The organism is Psychroserpens sp. SPM9 (assembly GCF_025153525.1).
Classification (GTDB): Bacteria; Bacteroidota; Bacteroidia; order Flavobacteriales; family Flavobacteriaceae; genus Psychroserpens.
Map to the genome: position 1 here is coordinate 137,768 of NZ_JANZNR010000003.1, position 26,627 is coordinate 164,394.

26 protein-coding genes are annotated in these 26,627 nt (G+C 33.0%); 17 read left to right on the plus strand and 9 right to left on the minus strand.

From position 1 onward, the window contains the following. Window positions 1-16: 16 nt before the first annotated feature. Window positions 17-1,174, minus strand: a complete 1,158-nt coding sequence (locus N4270_RS07010) for a TlpA disulfide reductase family protein (protein WP_260096313.1) — start codon at window positions 1,172-1,174, stop codon at window positions 17-19. A 148-nt stretch (window positions 1,175-1,322) separates the two neighbouring features. Between N4270_RS07010 and mnmE the strand changes: the two genes are divergently transcribed. The 12 genes from mnmE to N4270_RS07070 all read left to right on the plus strand — a co-directional run bounded on the left by mnmE (window position 1,323) and on the right by N4270_RS07070 (window position 17,073). Next, on the plus strand, window positions 1,323-2,714 hold the full coding sequence (gene mnmE / locus N4270_RS07015) for a tRNA uridine-5-carboxymethylaminomethyl(34) synthesis GTPase MnmE (protein ID WP_260096314.1): 1,392 nt from the start codon (window positions 1,323-1,325) through the stop codon (window positions 2,712-2,714). Window positions 2,715-2,826: 112 nt separating this feature from the next. After that, window positions 2,827-3,519: a DUF4386 domain-containing protein gene (locus tag N4270_RS07020; protein WP_260096315.1), complete on the plus strand. Its 693-nt coding sequence runs from the start codon at window positions 2,827-2,829 to the stop codon at window positions 3,517-3,519. Between the two features lie 168 nt (window positions 3,520-3,687). Continuing rightward, complete coding sequence (locus N4270_RS07025; protein ID WP_260096316.1) at window positions 3,688-3,855, plus strand: hypothetical protein; 168 nt, start codon at window positions 3,688-3,690, stop codon at window positions 3,853-3,855. A gap of 31 nt (window positions 3,856-3,886) precedes the next feature. Next, window positions 3,887-4,969 (plus strand): serine hydrolase, encoded by a 1,083-nt coding sequence (locus tag N4270_RS07030; protein ID WP_260096317.1) that lies wholly within the window; start codon window positions 3,887-3,889, stop codon window positions 4,967-4,969. A 120-nt stretch (window positions 4,970-5,089) separates the two neighbouring features. Beyond that, window positions 5,090-5,434 (plus strand): 5-carboxymethyl-2-hydroxymuconate Delta-isomerase, encoded by a 345-nt coding sequence (locus tag N4270_RS07035; protein WP_260096318.1) that lies wholly within the window; start codon window positions 5,090-5,092, stop codon window positions 5,432-5,434. Window positions 5,435-5,650: 216 nt separating this feature from the next. Next, on the plus strand, window positions 5,651-6,523 hold the full coding sequence (locus N4270_RS07040) for an ABC transporter ATP-binding protein (RefSeq protein ID WP_260096319.1): 873 nt from the start codon (window positions 5,651-5,653) through the stop codon (window positions 6,521-6,523). A 1-nt stretch (window position 6,524) separates the two neighbouring features. Further along, window positions 6,525-9,701 (plus strand): M1 family aminopeptidase, encoded by a 3,177-nt coding sequence (locus N4270_RS07045; protein WP_260096320.1) that lies wholly within the window; start codon window positions 6,525-6,527, stop codon window positions 9,699-9,701. 23 nt (window positions 9,702-9,724) lie between these two features. Next, window positions 9,725-10,816, plus strand: a complete 1,092-nt coding sequence (locus tag N4270_RS07050) for a S9 family peptidase (RefSeq protein ID WP_260096321.1) — start codon at window positions 9,725-9,727, stop codon at window positions 10,814-10,816. Between the two features lie 9 nt (window positions 10,817-10,825). Further along, window positions 10,826-11,290, plus strand: coding sequence for a GNAT family N-acetyltransferase (locus N4270_RS07055; RefSeq protein WP_260096322.1), 465 nt, complete (start codon window positions 10,826-10,828; stop codon window positions 11,288-11,290). Window positions 11,291-11,414: 124 nt separating this feature from the next. Next, entirely contained in the window at window positions 11,415-12,932 is a 1,518-nt protein-coding gene (locus tag N4270_RS07060) for a serine hydrolase (RefSeq protein ID WP_260096323.1), read from the plus strand. A 148-nt stretch (window positions 12,933-13,080) separates the two neighbouring features. Next, entirely contained in the window at window positions 13,081-14,625 is a 1,545-nt protein-coding gene (locus tag N4270_RS07065; RefSeq protein WP_260096324.1) for a tetratricopeptide repeat protein, read from the plus strand. A gap of 141 nt (window positions 14,626-14,766) precedes the next feature. Then, entirely contained in the window at window positions 14,767-17,073 is a 2,307-nt protein-coding gene (locus tag N4270_RS07070; protein WP_260096325.1) for a T9SS type A sorting domain-containing protein, read from the plus strand. Window positions 17,074-17,210: 137 nt separating this feature from the next. On the opposite strand, the gene N4270_RS07075 is transcribed toward N4270_RS07070, so the two are convergent. From N4270_RS07075 to N4270_RS07110, 8 genes are all read right to left on the minus strand, one after another. Next, entirely contained in the window at window positions 17,211-17,786 is a 576-nt protein-coding gene (locus N4270_RS07075; protein ID WP_260096326.1) for a Crp/Fnr family transcriptional regulator, read from the minus strand. 89 nt (window positions 17,787-17,875) lie between these two features. Beyond that, on the minus strand, window positions 17,876-18,505 hold the full coding sequence (locus tag N4270_RS07080) for an NAD(P)H-dependent oxidoreductase (RefSeq protein WP_260096327.1): 630 nt from the start codon (window positions 18,503-18,505) through the stop codon (window positions 17,876-17,878). 2 nt (window positions 18,506-18,507) lie between these two features. Next, the gene (locus N4270_RS07085) at window positions 18,508-19,236 is read right to left on the minus strand and encodes a GNAT family N-acetyltransferase (RefSeq protein ID WP_260096328.1); all 729 of its coding nucleotides are present in this window, start codon (window positions 19,234-19,236) and stop codon (window positions 18,508-18,510) included. Window positions 19,237-19,242: 6 nt separating this feature from the next. Beyond that, window positions 19,243-19,689: a DMT family transporter gene (locus tag N4270_RS07090; protein WP_260096329.1), complete on the minus strand. Its 447-nt coding sequence runs from the start codon at window positions 19,687-19,689 to the stop codon at window positions 19,243-19,245. Window positions 19,690-19,698: 9 nt separating this feature from the next. Continuing rightward, window positions 19,699-20,100 (minus strand): DoxX family protein, encoded by a 402-nt coding sequence (locus N4270_RS07095; RefSeq protein WP_260096330.1) that lies wholly within the window; start codon window positions 20,098-20,100, stop codon window positions 19,699-19,701. Between the two features lie 11 nt (window positions 20,101-20,111). Then, window positions 20,112-20,732 (minus strand): hypothetical protein, encoded by a 621-nt coding sequence (locus tag N4270_RS07100; protein ID WP_260096331.1) that lies wholly within the window; start codon window positions 20,730-20,732, stop codon window positions 20,112-20,114. A 76-nt stretch (window positions 20,733-20,808) separates the two neighbouring features. Next, window positions 20,809-21,399: a Crp/Fnr family transcriptional regulator gene (locus tag N4270_RS07105; protein WP_260096332.1), complete on the minus strand. Its 591-nt coding sequence runs from the start codon at window positions 21,397-21,399 to the stop codon at window positions 20,809-20,811. Between the two features lie 12 nt (window positions 21,400-21,411). Beyond that, a complete protein-coding gene (locus N4270_RS07110) occupies window positions 21,412-22,089 on the minus strand; it encodes a VOC family protein (RefSeq protein ID WP_260096333.1) in 678 nt (225 codons plus the stop codon). 247 nt (window positions 22,090-22,336) lie between these two features. Here N4270_RS07110 and N4270_RS07115 point away from each other — a divergent pair, with 247 nt between their 5' ends. From N4270_RS07115 to N4270_RS07135, 5 genes are all read left to right on the plus strand, one after another. Next, window positions 22,337-24,118 carry a helix-turn-helix domain-containing protein gene (locus tag N4270_RS07115; RefSeq protein WP_260096334.1) on the plus strand — a complete coding sequence of 594 codons (1,782 nt, stop codon included), beginning with the start codon at window positions 22,337-22,339 and terminating at the stop codon, window positions 24,116-24,118. Window positions 24,119-24,220: 102 nt separating this feature from the next. Continuing rightward, window positions 24,221-24,808 carry a Crp/Fnr family transcriptional regulator gene (locus tag N4270_RS07120; RefSeq protein ID WP_260096335.1) on the plus strand — a complete coding sequence of 196 codons (588 nt, stop codon included), beginning with the start codon at window positions 24,221-24,223 and terminating at the stop codon, window positions 24,806-24,808. Window positions 24,809-24,861: 53 nt separating this feature from the next. Further along, complete coding sequence (locus N4270_RS07125; protein ID WP_260096336.1) at window positions 24,862-25,506, plus strand: hypothetical protein; 645 nt, start codon at window positions 24,862-24,864, stop codon at window positions 25,504-25,506. Window positions 25,507-25,528: 22 nt separating this feature from the next. Continuing rightward, window positions 25,529-25,984, plus strand: a complete 456-nt coding sequence (locus N4270_RS07130; RefSeq protein ID WP_260096337.1) for a DoxX family protein — start codon at window positions 25,529-25,531, stop codon at window positions 25,982-25,984. A gap of 2 nt (window positions 25,985-25,986) precedes the next feature. Then, window positions 25,987-26,517: an NADPH-dependent FMN reductase gene (locus N4270_RS07135; protein WP_260096338.1), complete on the plus strand. Its 531-nt coding sequence runs from the start codon at window positions 25,987-25,989 to the stop codon at window positions 26,515-26,517. The last annotated feature ends 110 nt before the right edge of the window (window positions 26,518-26,627 follow it).

A 26,627-nucleotide genomic window follows, 5' to 3' on the forward strand; every position in this document is an offset into this window, starting at 1 on the left:
TGAATGGCTTGAATTACTAATCTAGCAATTCTGCTATTTTTGCTTCTAATGCAGGACCTCTCAGGTTTTTAGCAATAATGGTTCCGTTTTCATCTAAAATAAAAGTCGCCGGAATCGATCTAATATTGTAAGCTCTGGCTACAGGATCATTAAAATAATTGAGGTTAGACACCTGATGCCAAGTTAATTTGTCTTTTTCTATGGCTTGTAACCAAGCAGCTTTTGGATCTTTTTGTCTAGAATTACCATCAAGAGAAACACCAACAATTTCTAATCCTTTATCATGGTATTTATTATAGACTTTAACAACATTTGGATTCTCTCGTCTGCAGGGTCCACACCAGGCAGCCCAAAAATCGACGATAGTAACTTTACCTAAAACGCTTTTGAGATTCAGTGATTTTCCGTCTGGAGTAGGCGCTGTAAAATCTGGAGCTGTTTTGCCTATTTCGGTAGCACTCATTCGCTCTCTGGTTGCTTTTATACCTTGAAGCTTCACATTGACAGCAGTGCCAAATTTTGTAGATTTTAAATTGGCATCTAAGTTATCGTAAAGACTTGCTATATTATTGATGTCGGCCTCTTTATTATTTAGCATATTGTCTAGTATGACTAAAGAATATAAACTATTGTTATGGCTTTTAACGAATGCTTCTGGTTGTGCTTTAACTTCGTTGGTCAATTTGGTGTATTCAACAGCTAAACTACTTTTGAGGTCTTTATCATCGGTGGCACGAATTTTACTATTCAACTCGGTGATTTTAGTGCTGTATGACTTGATATTAGTGTTATAAGCCATTAATTCTTCATTGGCTTTAGTCCCTTTAATTTCAGAATTGGCTAAATCATCTTTATCAACATCGATGGTGATTTCTTTGTTTTCAACAATAAGTGCCAGATTGCCTTTGGTACTGTTAATGCTTAATAACCATAGTTTTGGTGTGTCTACTTTGCCTTCAAAAGTAAAGCGTTCGTTCATAATAATGGCCGTATCTTTATTAATTTTTCTGCCACGTTCATCCGTTTCCTGAAGGTAAGCTCTAATGCCATTATAAATTCCGGGAGCTTCACCAGTTATTAAATAGGTGTCTCTCAAGACTTCTTTAGAACTTCCGTCTGTTTTACATGCATTAAGTAAAACACCAATTAATAAAATTGCAATTATCCTGTTCATGATTTATAAGTTTTATTCTGCAAATATAATAAGTTAGACTACAAAAAATCAAACTCAAAAAATATTAAAGTCACATGAAACCTTAAAGAAATCACATATTTGGTTTTAAAAAAGTAAAATTGCAATACTTTTGTAAAAAATAATGTGCATGACTCAACAGGATACTATTGTAGCGTTAGCAACTGCCTCAGGAAGTGGCGCAATTGCCGTCGTCAGACTCTCAGGGAGTTCGGCCATTTCAATTGTAGACACTTGTTTTAGATCTGTTGTAAAAGGTAAAACCTTGGCAGCACAAGCCACTCATACTATTCATCTGGGGCATATAGTTGAGAACGATCGTGTATTTGATGAAGTGCTAGTCTCGGTATTTAAAAACCCAAATTCGTATACAGGCGAAGATGTGGTCGAAATTTCTTGTCATGGCAGTTTGTACATTCAACAAGAAATGATTCAATTATTTCTTCGGAACGGTTGCCGAATGGCTGATGCAGGAGAGTTTACCTTACGTGCTTTTTTAAACGGAAAATTAGACTTATCACAAGCTGAAGCTGTCGCCGATTTGATTGCTAGTGATAATGAAGCCTCACATCAAGTTGCGATGCAGCAAATGCGTGGCGGATTTTCTTCGGAAATTGCTAAACTCAGAGAAGAACTTCTCAATTTTGCGTCACTCATAGAGCTAGAATTAGATTTTGCTGAAGAAGATGTTGAATTTGCAGACCGCTCTCAGTTCAAAGAACTGGTTGAAAGAATCACCTTTGTGTTGAAACGTTTAATTGATTCGTTTGCTGTTGGTAATGTCATCAAAAACGGCATCCCTGTGGCCATCGTTGGTGAGCCAAATGTAGGTAAATCTACTTTGCTAAACGCTTTGCTCAATGAAGAGCGTGCCATTGTTTCAGAAATTGCAGGAACAACCAGAGATACGATTGAAGATGAAATATCGATAGGAGGCATAGGCTTTCGGTTTATAGACACCGCAGGCATCAGAGAAACTAAAGATGTGGTGGAGAGTATTGGTATTAAAAAAACCTTTGAAAAGATTGACCAGGCACAAGTGGTTATTTATTTGTTTGATAGTGTTAAGTCTATTTCAGATTTAAAAACCATTACGATTGAAATTGAAAAAATCAGAAATAAATATCCGCAAAAACCACTTATTGTCATTGCTAATAAAATAGATAAGGTCGATGATATTTCAATTTCTAAACTACACTCTGAAATTCCAGATATTAAATTATTATCAGCAAAAACAGGCTTTGGTGTTGAACAGTTAACCAATGCATTACTCGATTTAATCAATACAGGTGCGCTAAGAAATAATGAAACTATCGTCACCAACTCACGACATTATGATGCCTTGTTGAAAGCTTTTGAGGAAATTCAGAAAGTCAAACACGGACTTGAAACTGGGCTTTCAGGAGATTTATTAGCTATCGATATTCGTCAAGCCTTATATCACTTTGGGGAGATCACAGGAGAGATTACTAATGATGATTTGTTGGGTAATATTTTTGCTAATTTCTGTATCGGGAAGTAACTGTATTCGAACCTATTTTTTTAATCAAGCTCAGAAAAGCTTTTCTTAACTAAAGTCAATGAAATCTATTTTGTGAGCCAATAATTTTGCATAAAATCAAATGTGCAGAATTATGAGAAAAATAGCTAAAATATCTGGAATTGCTTATGTAATGATTTTTATAGCTGGGTTTTATTCCAACTTCGCGGTACTTGAAAGTCTCGTGGATAGTAACAATCCAACTATTACCACTGCAAATTTTATAAGTAATCATTCTCAATTTGGTATCGGACTGCTTGGTTTTGTGGTGATGCTTTTTTTTGATGTCCTTTTGGTTTGGTCACTTACTGGTTTAACGAAATCCGTAAATAGAAAAATAACTTATATAGCTTCTTTATTTAGGTTATTACACGCGCTTTTTTTTGGTATTGCTTTATTTAAGTTATGGAGTATTTACCTGTTGACATCTAATGCTAGTATTTCAGATATCTTAAAACATAGCGTAGTAAATTTATTAATAGATTTTGATACGTTTTGGACTATTGGATTATTATTCTTTGGTATTCATTTAATTATTTTGGGTTATCTAGTATTGAAATCAGTAGATATACCTAAAGCTTTAGGATTTTTGCTACTACTTGCTGCTATTGGTTATATTCTAGATGGTACGGCTAAATTATTCATGTCTAATTATATTGATTATAAGGATGTTTTTGAAATCATCGTGGTTATGCCATCAGTTATTGGTGAGTTTTCGTTTACCATTTGGTTATTAGTGATTGGGTTTAAAAAGCAAACGACACAACAAATTTCAAAAATGGTGTAACTTAAAGCTACTTTTTCCGTCGTAGTTCTATACGGTTATCTTTTCTTAAGATACCTTAAGATTATTATCTATTTAACAGTCTAATTTTGATGGAGTAAAAATGATTATTTAAAGACATTAGCTATAAGAATTGCTATAATTATAGAAGAGCTTATGAATACTAGACAAATGAAAAATTCTTTAAAGCAACCAAGACCCAATAAATCCTACAGAGAAAAATCAATAAAAGAAATAATGGATAATGCATACAAGATAGCTAAGAACTCAGGGTTTTACATCCCTTTTAGAAATTGCGATAGGTATGGTTTAAAAGGAACTCAAGACAATCTTGATTAACATCTTTATAATCAACCAAAACACGACTACTATGAAATTAAAACTACTAAAAAGAAGCCTGTTTTTTGTCTTTACTATTGTAACAATACAAGACACATATTCACAAACTTTAGAGACCCAAATAGATAGTGTGTTAGCTACCGTATTTAAAAATAAGAATGAGCCAGGAGCTGTGTTTTTAGTAGCAAAAAACGGTAAATCAATCTACAGAAAAGCATTTGGTAAATCCAACATTGAACTCGATGTAGATATGTTGCCAGAGAATGTTTTCCAAATAGGTTCTATGACCAAACAATTTACAGCTATTGCTGTCATGATGCTCGAGGAACAAAATAAATTAAATGTAAATGATACTGTTTCAAAATTTATTCCAGAGTACCCTAATGGAAACAATATTACCCTACATCATCTATTGACACATACGTCTGGTATCAAGGATTTTACTAAGATGAAATCCATTATGAGTATTGCTAAAGAAGATCTTACACCAAAAGAGCTAGTTGACTTTTTAAAAGATGAACCTGCAGTGTTTAAGCCAGGTGAAAAATTTGAGTATAATAATTCTGGTTATGTCATTTTGGGATATGTCATTGAGTTAATAACAGGAAACACGTATGAAGATTTTATAGAAACAAACATCTTCGAAAAACTGGCAATGAACAATTCTCGTTATGCAAATGATAGAGAGATTGTAAAGAATAGAGCCTATGGCTATCATAACAGAGGAGATTTTACAAACAAGATGTATGTGAGTTTAAATATTCCGTATGCTTCAGGTTCTTTAATGTCAACCGTTGACGATATGTTAAAATGGCAAGAAGCTATTGACAATAATCTGCTAGTTTCTCAGCGTACAATTGATAAGGTATTTAGAAAAAATTCATTAAATACTGGAGAGCAATTTGACTATGGTTATGGTTGGCATTTAAAAGCTATTGAAGGTGTGCCAACGAGAGAGCATGGCGGCAGTATATTTGGCTTTAAATCTATGGGTATTTATGTGCCAAGTTTAGACATTTATGTTATAGGCTTTAGCAATTGTGATTGTAACTCACCTACAAAAGCCGCCAGAACTATTGCAGCATTAGCAATCCCTAATTTTAATAAGAAATGAATCTTTAAACCGCTTTTCAAACAAATAGTTATGCTTTTCAGATAAACGATACTGTTATATATCATCTTAATTTAAAAACAAACAAAGACTATTATATCATCAATCAAAAAACGAACAGATATGCCACATTTTATTATAGACTGCTCAGAGCAAATCATAAAAATCACAACCCCAGAAGTGATTCTTCAAAAGGTGTATGATACTGCTAAATCAACAAATTTATTCACTCCTGAAGAAATCAAAGTACGCATTAATCCGTATCCATATTATACAACAGGAACGACTAAAGACAACTTTATACATGTGTTTGCCAACATTATGCAAGGGCGAAGTATTGAGCAAAAAACCAATTTGTCAAAGCAAATTGTGACAGCACTTAAAACTATGTTTCCCCAAGTCCCTGTTATTTCTATAAACATTAGAGATTTTGAGAAGGCAACCTATTGTAATAAAGACATGATTTAGAAACATCAAGACTATCGTAGAAAAAAAACATCAGGACTATTAAAAATGAAACCTACGGAAAATAAACTACTAAAACTGCCTAAAACCAATAAGTCACTAGTGCAAATTATGCAGCAGGCTTATAAAATTGCGAGTCAAAGGGTTTTTATATACCGTTGAATAAGGATAACTGGACGAGTTCCGATGAATATGTTTAATATACTAACAACCAAAAAAATGAACACTTTAAAAATTAATAATCTAGAGCTTACCTATAAGAACGGTCATCAAGCAATTAGAAATATTTCTTTAGAAATAAAGAATGGGATGTTTGGTTTATTAGGTCCCAATGGTGCTGGTAAATCATCACTAATGAAAACAATAGTAGGTTTACAAAAACCTTCTTCTGGTACTATAGAGTTTAATGATATTGACGTTGTAAGCCAAACGGAATACATCAAAAAAAATTTAGGTTTTTTGCCTCAGGATTTTGGTGTGTATCCTAAAGTTAATGCCTATGATTTGTTAAATCATATTGCTGTTTTAAAAGGTATTAATAATAAAGTAGAGCGCAAAAATCAGATTCAATATTTATTAGAAAAAGTAAATCTGTGGCACTTTAAAGATAAAGAAGTGCATACGTTTTCTGGTGGAATGAAACAACGTTTTGGCGTGGCACAAGCCTTATTAGGAAATCCTAAAATTATTATAGTTGATGAGCCTACAGCAGGTCTTGATCCCGAAGAACGTAACCGCTTTAATACATTACTTAGTGATATAAGTAATGAGGTTATTGTCATATTATCTACACACTTAGTAGAAGATGTAAAGAATCTTTGTTCTGAAATGACCATTATGAATAAAGGTCAGATTCTAAAAACAGGTAGACCTAAAGCATTGATTACAGAATTGCAAGGTAAAATTTGGTCCAAATCAATAAACAATGAAGAATTGGAATTTTACCTAACCAATTTCAATGTTATAAGTCAGCAATTAATAGAGCGACAATTACAAATCACCGTTTTTTCACCTGAACAACCTGAAGGGTTTTATTCCATAGAGCCTTTACTTGAGCATGTTTACTTTAATGTACTTTCTCAAAACAATTAGTATGAATGCGATATTTAAATTTCAATTACAACACAGCAGTAATCATTGGGTTTTAAGCTTAACAGGTGTCATATTAGTATTTGTAGGATTGTTTTGTGGTTACAAATTTAATCTTACTGCTGGCGAAGGTATTTTTCTAAACGCACCATATACTATTGGTTTTATGATGGCTTTGTTGAGCCTTTCAATTATATTTTTTGCCATTTTATATGCGCTAGAACTATTGTTTAAAGAGTGGGATACAAAATTCGATATCATGTTATTTTCCTATCCTGTATCTCTAAAGCAATATTTAGTTGGTAAGTTCTCTTATTTTACTTTAAAAACTCTATTAAGTTTCCTAGTCCTAATTATAGGATTTGTCATTGGTCAAAATTTACGAACTGGTAGCGAAATGCAAACAGGATTCCACCTGTGGTCATACATTTACCCATTTTTGATTTTTGGTGTCACCAACGGCTTATTTGTATGTAGTTTTTTATTTATGATTGCTTACACCACACGTAAAAAGTTGTTAGTTGTTGTTGGTGGATTATTACTGTATGTACTTTACATGGTATTATTACTTTTTTCTAATTCCCCATTCATGGCAGGAAGTATTCCGCAATCCATAGAAATGCAACAACTCTCATCAATCATAGATCCATTTGGCGCTTCTGCTTACTTTTTTGAAGCCAGACATTTTACTGTAGAGCAAAAAAATCAGCATGTGATTCCACTTTCAGGATTTTTGGCTCTAAACCGAATGATTTATATCATATTATCACTAGTCTTTTTGGTAGTGGCTAATCGGTATTATGCATTTGCCAAAACAATAAGTAAAAAAGAGTTAAAGAAAAAAAGGCTAAACGTTTCAGATTCAATCAAAACACTAACAGAAGCAATAATACCTAAGCTTAATTTTAGTGCTGCATCGGGAATTAAATCTATGCTTTCCTATGCCAAGGTGGATTTAATTTATTTGTTTAAAAGTGTCACCATTGTTGCCGTTTCAATACTCATTGTATTTTTTGTGGGTATGGAAATGTATGCAGAAATAGATAAAGGCATACGTTTGCCTGAGCAATATGCAAGTTCAGGTCTCCTGGCGACTTCAATTTCTCAAAGTTTTCATTTAATAGGCGCTTTGATCTTAGTTTATTTTGTGAACGATTTATATTATAGAAGTCGAACAACTCATTTTTACTTAATAGAAAAAAGTACGTTTTTTTCAAAAACCAAGTTAAAAGGGCATCTTATTTCGATAAGTGTTTTGATCGTTTTTCTTACAATAATTCTTATTGTATTAGCGCTTGTATTTCAAATGTGTTATGGATATACATCTGTTGATTGGATGGCGTATTTAGGAGTTGTGGTTTTTAATACCCTACCGCTTATTTTATTTGCTGCTTTTTTATTGTTGCTTAATAGTATTATAAATAACAAATATGTTGCTTTAGGTGTTTCAATATTAGCGGTACTTGTTTTTGCAAAACCGTTATTGAAAATGATTTTGCCATATCCATTATTTCATGTTTTCTCAGGATTTAAAGGTCTTTATAGTGATTTAAATGGCTATGGTGTTTATCTATTAGCGTTTATTAACCGATTGTGTTTTGGAATAGGTTTAGTCGGACTACTATGGATTTTAAATTCCTATTATAAGACCAAACATTGGGCTACATTGAAATCAGTTTTGGTAGCTGTATTTGGTGGCTTAGCTGTTTTTAGTGGTGTTTACTTTATGGAAGGTTATACGTCAAAAAATGAAGATACAATGCTCGCTGAAGCTGTTAATTATGAGAAAAACTTCCGTCACTACCAACATATACCACAACCAACAATTACAGATGTTGATACTAAAATAGACTTATTTCCGACAAAAAATGCTTATCAAATTGAAGGAAATTATGTGTTGCAAAATCTATCTGAAGAACCAATGGAAAATATTCTGTTCAATTTTCATTCAGATTTAACAATACAAGAGGCGACATTCAAAATTCATGATGACAATATAGTACTAGATGAGCATGTTTCAGAAATCAAACTAAGTCAGCCATTGTTGCCAAATGAGATTGCCACTTTAGCATTTAAAATATCTTATCAATGGTTTCCTGTAAATGGGCATCAATCGTTTAATGCGATTGTTGGTAATGGATCATTTATGCGGATTAGCAACTATTTTCCTTCTGTTGGGTATCAAAAGGATAGAGAAATTAAAGATGAACAAAAACGCCTGGAAAATCAACTTGGTGAACCAACAGGATTAAAACCACTCGAAATGCCTGAGGTTTTTAAAAATGACTTTATTGATTTAAAGATGACGGTTTCCACAGAGGCCAGTCAAACACCTGTAGGGACAGGTGATATGATTAAAACTTGGACAGAAGCCAATAGAGCTTATGCGCAATTTAGAGCCAACAATATCCCTTTTAGATTTGCGGTATCGTCTGCTAATTATCAAAAAATATCTAGAAATCACAGAGGTATAACTATTGAGGTTTTATATGATAAAAAACATCCCGAAAATGTTGATCGATTATTAAATAATGCTGCTCTAAGTTTAGATTATTGTATAGATAATTTTGGTCCTTACCCTTTTGAAAAAGCCAGTTTTGTTGAGGTTTCATCATTCACAAGTGGGTTTGCGGCTACAGCATATCCATCTGCAATTTTTATGACTGAGCAGATGATTTTTCATTCCAATATAGACAGCGATCCAAATAAGGATGTTATAAATGAATTAGCAGGACATGAACTTTCTCACCTATGGTGGGGAAGTAGTCAAATAAATCCAGATGAACGGGAAGGTGCTTCGATGCTTACCGAAACCTTAGCGATGTATACCGAAATGATGATTTATAAAAAGATGTATGGTAAAGAACGCATGATGGAGCGTGTTCAAATTCACCAACAAATTTATGATAACGAAAAAGGACTTTATGGCAATCCACCATTATATAAAGTGCCTTATGGAGCAACGCACATTGCTTATTCTAAAGGAACTGTAGCTATGGTGAAATTAAGTGAATTATTAGGAGAACATAAGGTGAATGAGGCACTCCGGAATTTTTTGGCTAATAATAAATATCCTAAAAAACCAAGCTCATTAGATTTGCTTGAGGAATTTTATAACGTAATGCCTAATGTTAGCTTTAAATCGAAAATAGATGATTTGTTTAAGGAAGGCAAAGAATAAATCACTGTAAAACATTATTTGATATGAAAACAAAAATGAAATTGTTAGTAATAATAGGATGCTTTGCTTTTACAGTGTCATGTTTGGCAAGTCATAAATTGTCAATTCAGGATTCAGAGCCCACTGATATTTTAATCAAAACAGATGATGTCACTATTGGTGGCACACTGATGCTACCAACGCATCTTCAAACAATGTCATTAGTCATTATGAGCTCTGGAAGCGGACCACAAGATCGCGATGAAACTTTAGAAGGATTTAAAATTTTTAAAGATATAGCAAATCACTTAGCCTCAAAAGGCATAGCATCTTTTCGCTATGATGATAGAGGTGTAGGTGATAGTACAGGCGATTTCGTTAATTCTACAATTGAAGATCATTCAAGTGATTTAGAAAATATTATGAACTATTTTAAATCTTCAAAACAGCATTCATTTAAAAGTTTCATATTGTTAGGCCATAGTCAAGGAGGAATTCTTGCAGGAAAAGTGGCTGTTGGGAATACGTCTGTGGAAAAGGTAATTTTAATGGGAGCGCCAGCAGTGCCATTAATTGAAGTCGTGACTTATCAAGTAAGGCAAGATTATAAAAATACAAATTTGCCTAAACGTTATATCGAGGCTGATGTTTCTGCACATAACAAGTTGATGCGAGCTATTAAAGATGATAAGCATATTGATAAGGCTTACGATGTGTTTAAAGCAACTACTAAAAGCATTCTAATTGAAATGTCGGCAAACGAAAGTATTGATAAAGAAAAGTTAGAGCAGCAAGCTATTGCAAAAGCTGATGAATATAAAATCATTTATGGCTTACCATCTTTAACGTCCTTTCTATATTACGATCCTTCAAAAGATGTTGAGCGATTAAATGTGCCAGTGTTAAGTCTCTTTGGTGGCTTGGATTTTCAAGTTCCGATACATCAAAATAAAGACAGAATGGAAAACGCGCTCCTTAAATCAGGAACAGATTATCAGTTTATAACCTTTGATGAAGCAAATCATTTCTTTCAAAAGGCTAAAACTGGTCAACGTGATGAGTATGCTAAACTTGATAAGAAATTCGTGAATGATTTTTTATATAGCATATCAAATTGGATAATCGGAAATCAATAAGTTTTTAAAATGAAAGAAAATATAGATTACATCGACAAATTTGAATATCCTCAGGTAATAACAGTCTGGGAAGCCTCTGTAAGAGCAACACACCATTTTTTAAAGGAAGAAGATATTGCCTATTTCAAACCTTTAATTTTAAATACATATCTGGATGCTGTTGAATTGCGATGTTATAGAGGTGAGAACCATAAAATATTAGGGTTTATGGGTGTGTCTGATGGAAATTTAGAGATGTTGTTTATTCATCCAGAACACAGAGGTCAACGTATTGGTCAAACTTTATTGGATTATGCCATTAATCATTTTAAGGTTACCAAAGTCGATGTCAACGAACAGAATGTAGCTGCTCTAGGGTTTTATAAACATTGCGGATTTGTAATAAAGGGAAGATCGGAAACGGATGCCTCTGGAAAACCGTATCCCATTTTACATATGGAATTAATATCAAGTGTTGAAAATGATAAACATTAGAAAAGCGGTTTCTAAAGATGTAAAAGCATTATTCGCTTTCATAAAAAATTGGGAGTACAAATCACGCATAAATCATTTGCTAAATGGCATATAGAATAAAATCATCAACTAAAAAAAGCATATTATGAGTAATAAATTTCAATTAGAAACTCTAAAAATAAAACATCATTTATTTCTAATATTAGCTGGTGTCCTAACTGTTTTATGTGTTGCTTGCCAACCTGATAAAACAGCGACAACCCCATCTGATTTACTGAAAAACCGCATAGACAATTATTTAAAGCAAAGTGAGGCTAACGGATTTTCAGGAGCTATCCTGGTAGTTAAAAATGATTCCATTATTCTCAATCAAGGTTACGGATTCGCTAACAAAGAAAAGTATATTCCTAACAGTCCCAATACAGTTTATGACATTTGCTCAGTGTCAAAGCAGTTTACAGGTGCTGCTATTATGAAATTAGTTCAAGACAATACATTGAAGTTAGAGGATTCTATAAGTAGCTTCTTCGATAATTTACCAAAAGATAAAAAAGACATTACCATTCATCAGTTATTAACCCATTCTGCTGGTTTTGGTCATGGTAATACCGATGATTTCGACCTCACGCCAATGGACGTATATTTTTCCGACTTGTTTGAATCGGAGTTGTTATTTACTCCAGGCTCCGACTATTCATATTCAAATTCTGGTTATAGCATTTTGGGACGGATTATTGAGTTAGTTTCAGGACAAGACTATGAAACATATCTCAATGAAAAATTATTCCAGCCATCAGGAATGAAGCACACAGGTTATTTATTACCAGATTGGGAGAACTCAACTGTTGCCGATGAATATTTGCTTAATGTTTCTAACGAAGGGTCTCATATCGCACAGTATAAGCAAGATGGTGCAATAGCAAGAACCGTATTGGCAAATGGAGGCATACATTCTACAAATAATGATATGTACAAATGGTATCAATCATTACAATCAAATAAAATTTTATCCCAGGAATCATTTGAAATACTTACAAAACCCCATGTGGCCGAATATGAAGACGAGTCGAGTCACTATGCTTACGGTTGGGCTATTTTTACATCTGAAAGAGGTACTAAAGTCATCACACATAATGGATTTAATGGGGTTTCGTATAATGAATTTGTATGGTTTCCAGAGGAAGATGCACTTATATTATTGGCATCTAATGCCTATGTTAGACCAATAGGAAGAATAACACTGGAAATTGAAAATATAATATTTGATTCAACTTACGTACCCAACGAATTACTAAAATATATGGTAAGTGAACTTTACAAATTTACTGAAGCATATCAAGGTTCGGTTAACGATTTAGAAAAACAACTAAAACTAACATATGAAGAGGTTATTGATTCACCCAGACATTTAAATCGTTTAGGAGGTGTTTACTACCGAAAAGGAATGATGGAAAAAGCAATTGGTATTTATAAACTTAACATACAATTATTTCCTGATGATGGAAATAGTTGGGATTCTTTAGGAGACACCTATTTTAAAGCTGATGAAAAAGCTAATGCTATTAATGCTTTTACAAGAGCGTTAGAATTAAAACCAGAAAATGACGATTGTTTCTGGTGTGATAATTCTCAGGAAAAACTTGAAATATTAAAGCATAATTAATTACATTTTACTCAAACATTAAGCCTCTATGAACGCTCCTGAAATCCAACAGGTTGGATTTTATAACCAACAATTTTTGACATTACCATCATATTTTTAAAACTTAAGTGTAAAATTTGAAGAAAGAAAACTCAATTCAATTGATCTTATGAAGACCTTAATCATTGCTCTATTATTTATAGCAATTCCACCTCAAAAATCTCAAGAACAATGCAAAAAATTAATTCAGTTGGGTGTTGATGCTCTTAATCGGCAAGAGTATACAAAATCACTAGAAATTTTAATTGACGTTCAAGCTATTGCCTCCAGTAATGGCTGGCAAGAAGAACTGTTTTTTGCACTAAACAATATTGGCGCAAATTATTATCAACTTTCAGATTATGGAGAAGCTTTAAATCATTATTTACAAGCTTATGATGTTGCTGTTAACTATTTAAATGACCAAAAAGAAATGGTTGTTTTGAATAATGTTGGTATCCTGTATTTTAATGATGAAAACTATGAAGAAGCTAAAACCTACTTTTTAAAAGCGTTCCAAATCGCTTCAAAAACTAATGAAACGGATAAAATTGGACTTTATGCTGTAAATTTAGGGTTAACTCTAAACCTTTTAGGTGATCTTGATAAGGCTCACGAGTATCTCGAAATGACCCAAAACCATGTGTCTGATAAAGATTTGCAATTGCAAGCACAATATGCAATTGCTGAAAACCTCTATCTAAAAACGAATTATAATGAGTCTGCAGATGTATTAACCCATATTATATCCGATTTAAAAGCGCATAGACTTTTTGAACATGTTTCGGGATCGTTTTTACTACTGTCACAAATCAGTCTTAAAAATAATGACTTAATAGCAGCATTAGACTATGCCTTAAAAGCAAAAAACAATTATACAAGTATTGAATCAAGTATCGATATTTTTGATCAGCTTTCAGATATTAAATACAGATTGAATGAATTTTCAGAAGCGAGAACTTATAAAGATTCTGTACTATTTTTTAAAGACAGCTTATTCAAAAAAATAAGAGAAGACCAATTTGAAAGCAGTCGCGTTAAGTTTGACATAAAGCGCTACGAGAATGAAATTATTGAAGAACAGATCAAACTTAAACAAGAACGCAAAACATTTTATGTGATATTAATTGCAATCGCATTAATGATTTTAACATCACTTTGGTCGCTTAAAACGTATAGCACTAAGGCTAAACAAAAGCGAATCATTTCCGAAAGAAATCAAAAGATTAAAATGTTAGAACTTGAAAATGAATTGGAAACTAATAATAGAAAACTGACATCAAAAGCATTAAATACGGCTAGTAGAAATGAATTATTGCAAGAGATTATTCAAACGATTAGTAGTTATCCTGATTTACTAAATAATACAAACCTGAAAAAATTAGTTCAGCAACTTAAAAAGCATTTGAATGATCATTCTGGCTGGCAGGATTTTTTGTTTCATTTCGAAAAGGCAAACTACGGATTTCTAAAAGCACTAAAAGAAAAGCATCCGTCATTAAATACCAATGATATTCGTTTTATATGCTATTTGTATATGGATTTATCGACTAAAGAAATCGCTTCAATATTTAACATCACGGCTGATGCCTGTAGAAAACGGAAACAAAGAGTAGCCAAAAAAATGGATTTGCAAGATACCTCTAAAATATATGACTACCTCTCTGGTTTTTAGTCTACTAAATCAATAAAACTATTTTAGGCTCCCAAATGTCCCACTATTTATCATAGGATGTCCCACTTTTTCGTGTCATTTTTTCTGTTAGTTCTAAGTGAATTTCCACCTTAGCAGGACTAATATTTAATTAATAAACACATGAAAATTAAAATTACACTACTGGTTTTAGTTGCCTTATTATGTACAACTAAAATGTCACACGCCCAGTTAGAGTCTATTGGCTCTTCCGACTATGGCAGAATTTTTAATATCACCTATGATCCTAATATTCAGGATAAATTGTATGCAACGTCGTTGTTTAACCATATTTTGGTGTCCCACAATAACGGAGTAGATTGGGAGGTGTTATTCTCGATGTCGGTACACGATGTCACCACATTTAAGGACTTAAAAATGACCAATAATAATACGGCTTTAAGTTTTATTAAGTTTAAACAGTCTTCTCCAGACAATACCATTATTATTTTTGACTTAGCCACAAATTCAGTTATTGATGAAATTGAAATCCCTTATAGTTCTCCTGATCGTTTTATAAAATCATATAGTATTTATAGCGGAAATTCTGATGTTATTTTGATGAATACTAAGTTAGATTATAGTACAGCTGAACACACGTATTATACACAAGATGGAGGTGAAAACTGGAATTTGGTATACTCAAAATCTGATAATGATGAAGTAGCTATTAATAGTGTGGCTATTAGCCCTTATAATCCAAATCATTTATTTTTAGGGCGAGGTCTTGGTCCTTCAGGTGTAGATGGAGGCTTATTTATGTCTACAGATGGCGGACAAACATGGGTAGACAAATTACCGGGAATCGTTGTGGCGCCTATTGCTTTTAATCCGAATGATCCCAATGATATTTTGTTAGGTACAGGAATTAGTTTTGGAAGTGTTGCCGAAAATTTATACCGTTCTTCCGATGCTGGTGATACTTGGGAAATTGTTCCTATGTCTTGGACCAATGAACAATTAGATGATATAACTGTCATAGGGTTTAATCCAAACGTGCCTAATCAAATTATTGTTTTAGAAGAGAACGAAATCGTCATTTCTAACGATAACGGAACCACTTGGCAGAATCATATTCATGACTCCGATAATGTTCATGGCTACTATTATGGTACTCACTTGTCTTTTAATCCATTTAATAATAACGAAGTGTTTATTAATAGTGATTACCATCCGCAGTTTTCTAGTGATGGTGGTGTTACTTTGACCTGGTCAAAAAATAATTACTATCTGTCTACAGGTTCTTTAGGGCTTTTTCCAAATGGTAATGAACATCTGTATTATGGGGTGCAATATGGGTTTGTACACAAAGATTTAACAACTAACGTAGAAGAAGATTTTGATATCCTTCCAATTAACTGGTACAATCAAAGTGATGCGCCAACATTATATGTTGATGCGTTTGTTGAAGGACGAGTTTTTACATTTAGTGGTGGTTGGTTTGGTTCTAACCTAAATATTAGCGAGGATCACGGACAAACAAAACATCAAATTTTAAATACCTATATGAACTATTTTGATGCGGTTGCAACAGATTCATTTGACCAAAATACAATTTGGGTGTCGTTTTCAAATACGTCTGGATATTCAGAGCTTTACAGTGTAGATGTGAATGATTTTGATGCCATGGAGACCACAAATATTCCATTGCCAAATAATGGTGTTGTTAGAGGCATACATTTTGACCCTCAAAATCAGGGGCATGTTGTAATCACAGTGGGTACCAGAGTTTATAAAACGGAAGATTATGGTGCAACTTGGACGTTATCAAGTGGTTTAGAACAACTCAATCCAGGTTTAGATCTTATCTTGCATATAGATAACAATCCCTTAAATCCGCAACAATTAGCAATCGCATCTAATAAGGGGATTTTTACATCGGTAGATGGCGGATCAACATGGAGTCAGATTTATACTGAATTAGTTCATCAAATATTTTTTTCTGATGTGACTGATGGTTATATGGTTGGAACGGTTCATACTTCAGGAGTGTCTGATTATGCGATTGTTTATACGGTTAATGGTGGACAAAACTGGACACGTATTGAAAATGATGCGCTGATGTCTATTGGTTCTAATAATTCACAAGTGAAATTTAACACATCTAATGAAGCCGATATTTATATTGCATCTATAGATTTAGGTTTGGTGAAATACACTTTAGATCTTCAGGCACTTAGCATAGATGAATCAGAATATAGTGAGGATTTTATTAGTGTCTTTCCTAATCCAGCTAAAGATAGTGTCACCATAACTTCTTCAAAAGAAACCATTGAATCCTTAGCACTTTATGACTTAACAGGTAAAATGATTCATAAATCCTTCGGAAAAAATCAGGTTGATGTTTCAGCTTTACCAAAAGGTGTTTATTTGTTGACCATTGAGGTTCATTCTGGTCAATTGTTTTCTAAAAAAATAGTAAAAATGTAAATCTTACATTTCATAGATAGTAGCTGCTATGTAGCTAAATAGTTAAGAGTTAAACGAAATCCCTAATTACTTACTAACACTAATCTGAGAGGCCAGGTATTATTATCTGGCTTCTCTCTTTAATTAAAAACTATACTCTATTTTTGAGTGATTCGTTTTCTAATTCTACTCAAAGATTCTGGTTTGACACCTAAATAACTGGCCAAATGGTATTGTGGTACACGTTGAACCAAATCAGGTCTGGTTTCTAAAAGGTTTTTATAGCGTGATTCTGGACTCGAAGTCATAAATTTGGCTAGTATTTCTTGTTGCTCACCAAAATCGTTCTCCATAGACATGCGGCATAATGTTTCATATGTTGGAACACGCTTAAATAATTCTTGCTCTTTATCATAGTTTAACACTGCAAGTTTACAATCTTCAACACATTCAAAATAATGATTCGCAGGAGTTTTGTTTTGATAGCTTTGCAATGAAGCCACAGATTCATCTTCTACATAAAACTCTGTTGTACGCTCTTCACCATCAATGATATAATACTTTCTTACACAGCCTTTAATAACAAAATAAGAATCTCTTGAGATCTGTCCTTCTCTCAAAATGACATCGCCTTTTTTGTATGTTTTGATAGGAATACAATCTGTAAAAGCTTGACATTCTTCCGCAGTCAAAGTAAGATATCTTGAAATTAGTTTTACAATGTCATTTTCCATGAGAAGGAGTGTGTAGCTTATATAGCTCTCTAAAATAAAAAGGTTTGAGCATAAACCCAAACCTTCAAATCAAAAAAACTAATATTCAATTATAAAACATCAAATAATTGTGTAATTGGCTTACGAACTTTTGCCAAGCCAATAGTATGATCGTCCTCATGTCTATAACCTATTGGTGCTATGACAGCGGCATTTAAGCCTTGTTTGTTGAGTCTTAAAATGCGATTGTAGGCTTCTGGCTCAAAACCTTCCATTGGACAAGCATCAATTTTTAATTCGGCACAGGCATTTAAAAGATTTCCAAGTGCTAAATAGGTTTGTGATTTCAGCCAGCTTGTTATTTCTTCTGGTGTTTTTTCCTTCAATTTTTCTTTTATAAAATCACCATAGCCATTTAGTCGGTTGATATCTAATTGTCGTGTGTTGGCCGTTTGTTTGATAAATGCGTCAATAGCTTCTGAATGTGCTTCAGTATAATTACAGAATACAAATAGGTGAGAGGCATCGGTTATCTGACTTTGATTCCAGGAAACAGGTTTGAGTTGCTCTCTGATGTCAGGGTTTTCAATAATCAAAACCTTATAAAGTTGTAATCCGTAAGATGACACCGATAATTGTATCGCTTCCTTTAATTTTTGAAGATCATCGGTTGCTACTTTTTTTGTTGTATCAAATTTTTTAGTAGCATAGCGCCATTGTAAGTGTTTTATTAGTTCCATTTTTATTGTGTTTTTAGTTTGTAGTTTCTCATCATAAATTCGGTTTTAAAACCCATTTTTTCGTACATGGATTTTGCCATTTTAGAGGCTTGTAAAGTAGCTACATCGCAGTCTTGTTCTATAGCTTCGTTAAGAAGATGATACATGATTTGAGTGGCATAGCCTTTACCGCGCATATTGGGTAAAATTCCCAAGCTATGAATACCAAAAGTGTTCTGTGTTTGGTGACTTATAACCGTTCCTACTAGCTCTGCTTGATCATAGATTAAGTAGTAATTAATATTATGGTATGTTTTATTAATAGTTTGCTCTGAAACGAAATACCCAAATGATTTTTTAAAGGTCTTACTCCATAATTTCGCATCATTGGCATTGGTAACGAGTTGGAATGTTAGTGTTTTAGATGTTTTTAGTTTTTCAGTAAGCGACAAACTCATTCCATACTGTAAGGAAACTTCATTAAATCCGTAGTAATCAAAAATGGTATTTGAATTGGAGTTTAGATCAAAATAAGAAAAAGTAAAGCCGCTTAATTCAGATTTTAAAAGCAATTTAATGTCATTTAGAATCTCTGGATTGTGTTCGCATTTCAACCAGATTTTGTTTGGCCATTCCGATTGAGGCACAAAACAGTAACCTAAGTGTTGATCTTCATTATAGGTGTTAAAAGCTTGCGTGGCATTTTTCCATAAAGAAATGAGGTTTACGATATTTGATTGTATTGTTGTCATCGTTTATTATTTTGTATTAATGAGTATGATGCCTATTAGCATGGCGATTGCTCCAAAAAGCCGCTTTGATGTTAAAGGTTCCACAGGTAGATTGAGCCAGCCATATTTTCCTGCAATCATTGAAAAAATGAGTTGCCCGCAAAGTCCGAGAGCAATCATTCTGGAGATGCCAAGCTTCGGAATGGTATAGAAGTAAATACTAATGCCTATGACACTAAATAATCCGCCTATAAACCATAAATACCAAGGTATTTGTGTAGTGATCATAGGTTGAACAGTTCCTTTGTTAAGTATAAAAAGCAATATCACTCCGAAGACTACACTACTTAAAGAGGTCGCAACTACGGCCAGAATGGGTTGTTTTAGCAGACTACCAAGTTGAGAGTTAAATCCCGCTTGAATCGCCAGAAAGGCGCCACCAGTTAAAGCTAATATTTGTAATAAGAGTCTCATCGTTTTAGATTAATCCCATTTGTTGGTTGTTGATACAGCATATTTACCAGCTCCAGTAAAGAATAAAGCAAAACCAAACATCATATAGATGAAAATGGGACCAATAGCCCAACCTCCAAATTCATTTAACTTTAGCAAGTTTGGGAGTTGTACCATAACAATCGCCACCAGACAATTAAAAGCAAAAACAAGTCCGGCGAGCTTTGTCCTAAATCCGATAATAATCAAAGCAGGTGCAATAATTTCACCAACATAAATACCGTATCCAAAAAATGCAGGAAGGTCATATTGTGTTAGGAGGTTTTTGATAAAATCAATACCATTTATGAATTTGGTAATGCCATAAATGAGCATTGTAAATGCGACACTGATTCGTAAAATAAGTATTCCAATGTGTTGTTTAGTGTTCATAGTATTAAAATTTAAAAGTTATATTTTATAAAGACCCCAAAGTTTTCAAGGCTGTTCTTTCCTTTTGTAAACTGATCTAGATTTACGGCAATACCTGCAATTAATTGCGCTTTTTTTAGTCCGATACGTAATTGTTGAATTCCTCTGTCCAGTTCTTTAAAATTTGTATTGACAACAGCAAATAGATTGATATAGCCTTGAAATGCGTTGCTTAACGTTGGGGTATAATTCAAGATTAAATTTTGTTCTAATGTAAATCCGTTTTGATAGGTACTACCAATAGCATAAGTCAGTTTGAATTGTGTTTTGGTATACTGATATTGCGTGGTAAGACTTGTAAATGTTCCTGGGTTTTTGATTCCGAAAGCGGCATTGACTTTAAAATGTGAATTCAAATTGTAAGACAACATATTTCTGATAAAAAAAATATTGTTGGTGTCATGCGTATATTCAGAATCAAATAAAACGACATTGTTGATAGACCATGACGCATCAAATTGGTAACCTACAAAATGCTGATAAGCAGCCGATCGATTACCAAGTACTATTTCAGGAGAAACATTAATATTTTGTGCATGAGATGCTAATCCGCCAAAAATAATAAATACAAAAACTTGAAAAAATCGTAACATAACCCATTTGTTATTATATGGGTCAAAATTAGAAGCAGTAGAGAAGAAAAAACTTAAGCTATCTTAAGAAGCGAATTTAAGAGTGTTTTTTTCGTAAATAGCTTAGAAATTCTGGAGTAACCCCAAGGTAAGAAGCTATGATGTATTGCGGAACGCGCTGTTCTATATCTCTATAGGTTTTTCTAAAGCTTATATAACGCTCATAAGCATCATCACTCATACTATCGATGACACGTTCTTGAACAGCAACATAAGCGCTTTGTATTTTTAAACGGAAGAAATTGGAAATTTCAGGGACTTCAATAAATAAGGTTTCTAATACAATTCTTGGTAATTGAACGAGCGTCGTTTTCTCTAAGGCTTGTACATACATGCGAGATTTTTTCCGACTTAAATAACTGTACAAATCGTTGATCCACCATTCTTCAATTCCTAGTTGTAATGTATGTTCTTGTGCATTTTCATCCAAATAATAACTACGCATACAACCTTGTGCTATAAAATTCATGGTGTTAGCTGTTTGTCCGGGTTCTATTAAAAATTCTTTTTTGTTTAAGTCTTTAAAAACAAGTATAGAGGACAACTTTTCGATGCCAGCTTCATCAAGTGTAACATCTTTGTTGATATGATTAATAAGTGATTGTATGTATTGCAGATTTTGATTCATAACTTCTTATAATTAACGCTTTTTAACTGTTATATCTTCATTAAAAAAATCAAAATCATATAAAGAATTATTGTTTTCAATGGCAGCTTTAAAAGGAGAAGGAGTTATCGTTAGTTCTGTAGGAAACCAATTAGTTCTTGTTTTATAATTTGGTAATAAGAATAATCCTTCTTGAGTTCCGTTGGTTCCAAAATGTTTTGTGTCGCCTTTCCAAAAATCAGAATTCAATTCTTTCTTCAATATAGTATTAGTGTCTTCAATGGATGATGTTGGCAACCCTATTTCATTAACACAGATGACATCTTCAAAGCTAAAAGAATGAGAGGATTGGTTTTTTAAATCATGTCTTACAATAAACTCTGCAACGTTACCACTTCCATCATAAAAATAAAAAGAATCTGCGTTCCAAGTTTCAAAACGTTGTGTTTTTCTCCCTTTATCAATGTCAATGAGATCAACTTTTTCCTCCATAAAACTTAATGCTTCTATGAATTTATTAGAAGGGATTAAAAAGCAGTAGTGGTACTTATAATCTTCATTAGATTTTAAAAATGTCAATTTACTCCAGCCAATTTTTAATGTAAAGCGATCAGGTTTATCTTCAATTATTTTTACTCCAAGTAATTTAGAATAAAATTTTTTTGCTGTATCTAATTGGTTTGTAAATAAAGCTAATTCTTTAATCTTCATTTAAATTTAATTCTAAAATCAAATTTACGAATTTCATTTGCTTTTAATTATTTAGATAATATTTGTCTCAAATTTGTGCTTTCTATAGATGAGAATCTATCAATATTTGTAAGTCCTTTTCTGTATCGGTAAATAGAGTTGAAAACAATTACATACGTCTTACCAAACCTGTCTCTCTGTTGTTTATAGAATCGTTGATACACCAATTTATTATTAATTTTTAAATTTGACCTTATAAAATAAACATTTGATCAATCAAAAATCTATAGCAGTACTTCCTTTCGTCAATATGAGTAGTGATATTGAAAACGAATACTTCTGCGACGGATTGACAGAAGAAATTATAAACGCCTTAGCAAAAATCAAACAACTTTCTGTTACTTCCCGTACATCTTCATTTTATTTTAAAAACAAGTCAGTAACAGCAAAGGAAATAAGAGAAAAATTAGAGGTAGCTACCTTTATTGAAGGTAGTGTAAGAACTTCAAAGAAGAAAATGCGTATTACAGTGCAAATGATTGATACTGTAGACGATTTTCATTTCTGGTCAGAAACCTTTGATAGAAACCCAGAAAACATTTTTGAAATTCAAGATGAAATTAGTCTGTTTATTGCTGAAAAATTACGTGAACATGTAGGTCATATTGAGATAGAAGATAAGCTAGTAGCGCCTATTGATGTGCCTGTAGTTATCTATAGAGAATACCTGAAAGGAAGGTATTACATCATGAAGTTGGATTATAAAAATTCAATTAAGGGTATCAATATCTTAAAAGACGTAATACTTAAATCACCCAATTTTCCCAATCCCTATTTAGATATACATCTAGCCTATGTTAATATGGGGACTATGGGACTTTTACCTGCATTTGAAGCTTACGAGAAGGCCCAGCCTTATTTGTCAAAGGCATTAGAGTTAGACTCAAACTCATCAAGGTCACAATTGAATTTGGCTTTGATAGAATGCTGGCAAAATTGGAATCTTAAGAAAGCTTACGAGCACGCTCATAAGGCTTTGGAGATGCAGCAAGCAGACGATATTTACTTAACCATTTCTAATTTTTTGACAGTAGAAGGGAAATTAGATGCAGCACATAATTACCTTGAAAAAGCATTACAATTAGATCCGTATGCCGCTATCAATCATCATTATAAAGGGTTTTTGTATTACTTAAAAGAAGAATACACTACAGCAATACCTTTCTTAAAAAAAGCTTTGGAGCTAGACCCTAAATTACCCTTTCCGCCAATTTACATCGGGATTTGTTTATTACTATCAGGCAAATCAAATGAAGCTTTGACGTACTTTGGTTCACTTGAAGGAGTTTCTGTGAAAGACCTTACCAAATTAGGAGGTGAAACCATGTGTTATGCAAAGCTCAATGAAACGGAAAAGTGTAATGATGGATTAAAAGAACTAGAAACGTATTTATCAACAGCCCTTGTAGATAAGGCATTAACATTTTTAATATTAGTTAATGCGTTATTAGGTAATGATGAAAAGGTGGTTGATTTAATAACGCAAGCATACAATAATCATTTACCATTAATTTTAGTATTAAATCCATCACCAATTCTTAAGCCTTTAAAAACTCACAAAGGATTTAAAGATATTATGCTTAAAGCTATTCCAGATAACGACAACTACAAACAAAAGAAAAAGTACAAACAAGCACTATTAAATAAAGACGAAATAGAGAAGTACACAAAGGAACTTGAACAGATTATGATGGATTATAAATTGTACTTAAATCCAGACTTGTCATTAAAAGATTTAGCCTCTTACTTAGAACTGCCAACCAATTACGTTTCTCAATTATTAAACCTAGGGTTTCAAAAAAACTTCTCTGAATATGTGAATACTTTTAGAGTTGAGGAATTTAAAGAACGAGTACTTTTAGAAGAAAATAAAAGTTTAACCATTATGGCAGTGGCATACGATAGTGGTTTTAACTCTAAAACAGTATTTAATACGTTTTTCAAGAAATTAGTAGGAATGACACCAAACGATTATCGTAAAAGCTTGTAGACACTTTTTTATTCTTATACTTTGTTAAGAAATTAAGCGAAGCTTTTCAATAAGTAGCGTCAAATAGTTAAATTTGAGTACAGTCGAAAAAGCATCTTGAAATTGGAGAACTCACATCAACTCATTATTGATAATGTTAGCAGGTTTATTGATTTAACCGAGCTTGAAAAACAGAAGTATATGTCTTTGCTTACAGACATAAAAGTAAAAAAGAAAACCTTTTTAATGCAGGCAGGCGACATTACTACATACGAGTATTTTATAACAAAAGGATGCTTAAAGGTATATACGCTGGATGAAGGTGGCGCGCCTCACATCTCTATGTTTGCTGTTGAAGATTATTGGACAGGTGACATGGCTAGTTTTATGACCATAGAGCCCACACGTTATTTTATTAAAGCTACTGAAGATTCTGAATTATTAGGAATTTCTAGAGCTAATTATGATTTGCTGTTTCAGGAAATACCAAAATTTGAACGGTTTTATCGCATACTATATCAAAGGTCACTCATAAGCTACATAAGGCGTTCTAACCATAGCATATCCTTAACCGCAGAAGAACGATACATTGCTTTTAAAAGGAAATATCCTAACATTATTAATAGAATTACCCAAAAAGACTTGGCAGCATATATTGGCATTACACCAGAGTTTATGAGTAAAATTATCTCTAAAGTCAACAGAATGTAAAAGTCTTAAACTAGTTCATTTTTTTTCATGTCTTCCTATCGGAATTTTGAAGCATGAAAAAAGTAATCATCATCACATCATTTTTAACAATTGGGTTTGCCAACTATTTACAAGCTCAATTTACACAAGTAGAACTGTTTTCTGGTTTAGATAAGACAGATTTTACATTATACTCTAGCTACACTCTTAATAAGAGCGAAACTCTAAGTGTTAATACGCTCGCGTTTTTTCAGAAATTTAGAGATGACGAAAACCAAAGCTTTGATGAGACAGGTGTGCAACCAACGTTATTCTGGAACATTAATAAAACTATTGCTATTGGACCATCTTTATATTACAACAGTTTCTCTGGATATTCTGAACGATTGTCAGCAAAGTTCACACTACAACATTCACGAGTCGTATTTGTAATTATTCCTACGCTAGCGTATTCTGAACAAAAGGATGCTAGCTATGCCGAAGCATTTGCACAATTTCAATTCAATAAACCCATAAACGATAAAATCACTCTTTGGTTCAACGGACAGTTTTTAACCGTTTGGGATGAATTTAAAACACATTCAAGAAGTTTTCAGCAATTGAGAACTGGCGTATCATTTAACGGACATCAGTTTGGTATTGGTATTGGTTTTGACCAATATGGGCAATCACCTATAGAACAATCATCTTTCGGTGTGTATTACCGAAACACTTTATAAACAATTTTAAATCTTAAATAGTATGAAACATTTAGTACAAAAACTTTTAAAAACGCATCCAAATATTGGATTTAGCATTGCACGATTAACACTTGGTTTAGTCATGTTTCCGCATGGTGCACAGAAACTATTAAGTCTTTTTGGTGGTTATGGTTATACGGCAACTATGGAATCATTTACAACTCAAATGGGATTACCAAGTATTGTAGCATTCTCAATAATTATGATTGAATTCTTTGGCTCAATATCACTAATTCTTGGACTCTTCAGCAGGTTTTGGGCATTAGCACTTGCAGGAATGTTCATAGGCATCATTTATATGACGCAATTAGAAAATGGCTTTTTTATGAATTGGTATGGTAATCAAGCAGGTGAAGGTTACGAATATTCACTTCTAATTATCGGTCTTGCTTTAACCATAATAGTTAATGGTAGCGGAAAATGGTCGCTAGATAATTTAATCTTAAAAAAACAATAATTATGAAAACAATAATCACAATCGCAGGGAGTAATAGTCAAAAATCCATCAATAAAAATTTATTGGTGTACACATCAGGCCTATTAAAAGATGTAGATATTATTTCAATTGATTTAAACGATTATGTATTGCCTATTTATGGGCTTGATTATGAAGCTGAAAATGGCATCCCTACTGCTATTAAAAAATTGGATAAGTTACTTAATACTGCGGATGGATTTATAATATCTCTTGCAGAACACAACGGATCCTATGCAGCAGTGTTTAAAAACACTATAGACTGGTTGTCTCGTGTAAATATGAAAATATGGAGAGAAAAACCAATGCTGTTAATGGCAACCTCGCCAGGAGGTAGAGGTGGAGCAACGGTATTAGAATCGGCAAGTGCCTACTTTCCGTTTATGGGAGCTAATATCACAGACACATTTTCATTGCCTAATTTCTACGATAATTTCAAAGACGGTAAGGTAATAGACACTAATCTCGAAAAGGAAATGAAAGAGAAAGTGCGTAACTATTCTTTTGAACTCTGAACATTATAACGTTAGGAAAAATAACACAAAGAGAATAGTTTACAAAATTAATCACAACACTGATGAGCCTATATTGAGTCAACCTATCCAACTCTGTTGATATAGTTAAT